At 73.9% G+C, this 4,109-nt stretch carries 5 protein-coding genes; 3 read left to right on the top strand and 2 right to left on the bottom strand.

Annotation, left to right across the window (positions count from 1 at the left end; all coding sequences use genetic code 11):
- Both DZG00_RS13040 and holA read left to right on the top strand, forming a co-directional pair.
- The coding region (locus DZG00_RS13040) for a ComEC/Rec2 family competence protein (RefSeq protein WP_147360003.1) at positions 1-968 on the top strand (968 nt) is incomplete at its 5' end.
- A 99-nt stretch (positions 969-1,067) separates the two neighbouring features.
- Positions 1,068-2,096, top strand: coding sequence for a DNA polymerase III subunit delta (holA, locus tag DZG00_RS13035; protein WP_119382772.1), 1,029 nt, complete (start codon positions 1,068-1,070; stop codon positions 2,094-2,096).
- A 111-nt stretch (positions 2,097-2,207) separates the two neighbouring features.
- Here the strand turns inward: holA and rpsT are convergent, their stop codons facing one another.
- Together rpsT and DZG00_RS13025 are read right to left on the bottom strand one after the other, a co-directional pair.
- On the bottom strand, positions 2,208-2,471 hold the full coding sequence (gene rpsT / locus DZG00_RS13030) for a 30S ribosomal protein S20 (protein ID WP_012299101.1): 264 nt from the start codon (positions 2,469-2,471) through the stop codon (positions 2,208-2,210).
- A 135-nt stretch (positions 2,472-2,606) separates the two neighbouring features.
- Positions 2,607-3,125, bottom strand: coding sequence for an NUDIX hydrolase (locus tag DZG00_RS13025; protein ID WP_119382773.1), 519 nt, complete (start codon positions 3,123-3,125; stop codon positions 2,607-2,609).
- 138 nt (positions 3,126-3,263) lie between these two features.
- Between DZG00_RS13025 and DZG00_RS13020 the strand changes: the two genes are divergently transcribed.
- On the top strand, positions 3,264-4,109 hold an 846-nt coding region (locus tag DZG00_RS13020; protein WP_119455700.1), incomplete at its 3' end, for a pyridoxal phosphate-dependent aminotransferase.

Below are 4,109 nucleotides of genomic sequence, written 5' to 3'. Positions count from 1 at the left end.
GCCGGCCCGGGGGACCGCTCGCCTTCGCGGAGGCCCTGCGCTCCGGCCTCGCCGATGCCGCGGCCGACCTCGGCGGGCCGGGAGCCCAGCTGCTGCCCGGCCTCGCGATCGGCGACGTGTCCGCCGTCACGCCCGAGCTCGCGCAGACCATGAAGGACAGCTCGCTGACGCACCTCACGGCGGTGTCCGGCGCGAACTGCGCGGTCATCGTCGGGTTGGTCCTCGCGCTCGCGGCCGCGGCCGGGCTGCGGCGTCCGGCCCGCGCGGTCGCGGCGCTGGCCTCCCTCGCCGCGTTCGTGGTCCTCGTGACGCCGCAGCCCAGCGTGCTGCGCGCCGCCGTCATGGCCGCGGTCCTCATCGTCTCCACCGCGTCAGGCCGCCCCTCCCGCGGGCTCCCCGCCCTCGCCGTGGCCGTGGTCGTCCTGCTCACGGGCGATCCCTGGCTGGCTCGCGACCTCGGGTTCGCCCTGAGCGTGCTGGCGACGGCCGGGCTGCTCGTGCTCGCGCCTCCGCTCGCCGACCGCATGGCGCGCCGGATGCCGCGCCGACCGGCCGAGGCGCTCGCGATCCCCGTCGCTGCCCAGGTGGCGTGCCAGCCGGTCCTCCTCGTCCTCCAGCCGGGTCTCCCCGTGCACGGCGTGCTCGCCAACGTCCTGGCCGAGCCCGCTGCCGCGCCCGCGACGATCGGCGGCCTCGTCGCATGCGTCGTCCTGCCGGTCTGGCCCGCGGCCGGCGGCCTCGTTCTGCGGCTCGCCTGGCTGCCCGCGTGCTGGATCGCTGCGGTCGCCTCCGTCATGTCCGCCCTGCCGTGGGGTCGCGTGCCCTGGGCCGCGGGGCCCGCCGGCGTCGTCGCCCTCGTCGTCGCCATCGCGCTGGTCGTCGCCATCGTGGCACTGGGACGGTCGCCCACCGCCAGGCGCCCGGCGGCGGCGGTGCCCGGGCCGGACGATGTCCCACCCGACGGCTAACCTGGATCCGCTCGACCGCGGGCACGCCCCGGGCCTCTCAGCCGAACCCCGCATCACGCACCCCGCACCCCGCACCCGCACCCTCCCGGAAGGACCCGCATGGCGACCAGGACGTCCCGCAGCACGGCGGCGAAGCCCTCCGCGGCCATCCCGCAGCTCTCGTGGGACGCGGTGCGGCCGGCGCCCGTCGTCCTCGTGTCCGGCACCGAGGCGCTCCTCGCCGACCGGGCGATGCGGCGCCTCCGCGACATCCTCACGGCGGAGGACCCGAGCATCGAGGTCTCCGACATCGAGGCCGACTCGTACGCGCCCGGCGAGCTCATCACGCTCGCGAGCCCGTCGCTCTTCGCCGAGCCTCGTCTCATCCGGGTGGTCAACGTCGAGAAGTGCTCCGACCAGTTCCTGCTCGACGCGGTCGCGTACCTCGACTCCCCGGCGGACGACACCTACGTCGTGCTCCGGCACGCCGGGGGAGTGCGCGGCAAGAAGCTGCTCGACGCCGTGCGCTCGGGCAGCGGCGGCGGCATCGAGATCGTGTGCGCCGAGCTCAAGAAGGACAGCGAGAAGCACGACTTCGCCGTGGCGGAGTTCCGCGCGGCGAAGCGCTCCATCACGCCCGGCGCCGTGCGGCAGCTCGTGGCCGCCTTCCAGGACGACGTGAGCGAGCTCGCGTCGGCGTGCCAGCAGCTCATCTCGGACACCGCGCACGAGATCACCGAGGTCACGGTCGACCAGTACTACGGCGGGCGCGTCGAGATCAACGCCTTCGCGGTCGCGGACTCCGCTATCGCCGGGCGCAGCGGCGAGGCGCTCGTGCTGCTCCGCCACGCGCTCACCTCGGGCGCGGACCCGGTGCCGCTCATCGCGGCGTTCGCCATGAAGATCCGCACCATGGCGAAGGTGTCGGGCGTCTCCGGCGCGTCGGGCCAGCTGGCCTCGAAGCTCGGCATGGCGCCCTGGCAGGTCGACCGCGCCCGGCGCGATCTGCAGCTGTGGGACGACGCGGGCCTCGGCCGGGCCATCGAGGCACTCGCCGAGGCGGACGCGCAGGTCAAGGGCGGCGGCCGGGATGCCGTCTACTCCCTGGAGCGCATGGTGCGCACCGTCGCCTCCCGCGGCCGCGACTGAGGGCCTCGCCCGACGGGCCTCAGCCCGCGGGACCCACCCGACGGACCCGCACCCGGACATGACGACGGGCCCCGCGCGATGCGCGGAGCCCGTCGATCACACCAGGGGAGGTCAGCCGATCTTGGCGACCTGCTTGGCGATCGCGCCCTTGCGGTTCGCGGCCTGGTTCTTGTGGATGACGCCCTTGCTGGCGGCCTTGTCGAGCTTCTTGCCGGCGAGGCTGACGGCCTTGACGGCCGCGTCCTTGTCGCCCGCGGAGATCGCGGTCTTGACGGACCGGATGGCCGTCTTCAGCTCGCTCTTGACGGCCTTGTTGCGCTCCTGGGCCTTCTTGTTGGTGCCGATGCGCTTGATCTGCGACTTGATGTTTGCCACGTGTTATGTCTTCCGTTCGAGTTTTCGTCGTATGAGTTGCCGCTCAGCGAGAGAGGGCGCCTGCGGCGATACCGCGTGATCGGGGAGGATCACACGCAAGCCAACAGGCGACGATACCAGGTCCGGGCCGGGAAATCAGGCCGCCGAGCCCCGCGCGTCGCGGTCGTGGCGCGGGACGTCGTCGCCGGGACGGAGGAAGCGGGTCTCGGGCTCGTCGTCCAGCGCGTTCCGGATCCGCGCCAGGAAGTCGGCGGACATCTCCGGCAGCGCGTCCGCCGGCCACCACGCGACCTCCAGCGACTCGTCGTCGTTGACGCGCGCCTCGCCCGAGACGTAGCGGCAGCGGAACGTCAGGTCGAGGTAGCTGGCGCGGTCGCCGTTGGGGTAGGTGATCTCGTCGGTCGTCCCCACGGCGACCAGCCGCTCCACCTCCACGGTCACGCCGGTCTCCTCCTCCGCCTCGCGCCACGCGCCGACGGCGGGCTCCTCGCCGGGCTCGAGGATCCCCGAGACGGGCGTCCACGCGCCGGTGTCGCCGCGACGGACGAGGAGGATGCGGGGGCCGTCGAGGATCACGGCGGTGACGCCCGAGAGCCACAGGGGAGCGGTGCCGACCCGCTCGCGGAGGGAGACGATGAAGTCGGGGATGCCCATGCCGCGAGCCTATCGACGCGCGGCGGGCCGGTCGGTCGACGGCCGCGCGACCGCTGCCCGCCGGGCGACCGCCGCCCGCCGAGCGCCCGCCCGCCGCGCGCTCGTGCGTGCCCCACCCACGGGAATACGCTCGACGCCGTGCCCCGTCTCGCGCCCCACATCCCGTCCGTGCCCGAGTCGGGCATCCGCCGCATCCTCGAGCTGTCCTTCGAGGTGGACGACGTCATCGCGCTGGGCGTCGGCGAACCGGACGTACCCGTGGCGCCGCACATCCGCGAGGCCGCCCGCGTGGCCTGGGCGGAGGACCGCACGGACTACACCCCGAACGCCGGCATCCCGGAGCTCCGCGCCGCGCTCGTGGAGAAGCTGCGCCGCGACGACGGGCTCGACGTGCAGACGGAGCAGGTCTGGGTGACCGTCGGCGCGACGCAGGCGCTGTACCAGGCGATGACCCTCACGCTGGGCGCGGGCGACGAGGCCCTCGTGCCGGATCCGGGCTACACGACCTTCTCGATGGGCGCGCGCATGCTCCAGGCGGAGCCCGTGCCCTACCCGCTCCTGCCCGAGCGCGGATTCCTGCCCGACATGGAGGAGCTCGAGCGGCTCGTCACCGCGCGCACGCGCGTGCTCGTCGTCAACTCGCCGTCGAACCCGCTCGGCGCCGTGTTCCCGCGGGAGACGCTGCAGGAGCTCCTCGCGTTCGCGCGCCGCCACGACCTCTGGGTGATCAGCGACGAGGTCTACGAGTACTTCGTGCACGATGCCGAGCACGTGAGCATCGCGAGCCTGCAGGAGCCGGGGGAGCAGCGCGTCCTGAGCGCCTTCTCGCTCTCGAAGACCTACGCGCTGACGGGGGTCCGCGTCGGCTACCTCGTGGTGCCGACCGGGATGACGACCACGATGCGCACCGTCCAGGAGGCGACCATCAGCTGCGTCAGCGCGCCCGCGCAGTGGGCGGGCGTCGCGGCCGTCACGGGCGACCAG

The sequence above is a fragment of the Clavibacter lycopersici genome, assembly GCF_003576405.1.
Lineage (GTDB): Bacteria > Actinomycetota > Actinomycetes > Actinomycetales > Microbacteriaceae > Clavibacter > Clavibacter lycopersici.
This window is presented reverse-complemented; position numbering and strand designations above follow the sequence as displayed.

Coding starts and splice junctions, on each gene's coding strand:
- holA (WP_119382772.1), top strand. CDS start 1,068: ATGGCGACCAGGACGTCCCGCAGCACGGCGGCGAAGCCCTCCGCGGCC.
- DZG00_RS13025 (WP_119382773.1), bottom strand. CDS start 3,125: ATGGGCATCCCCGACTTCATCGTCTCCCTCCGCGAGCGGGTCGGCACC.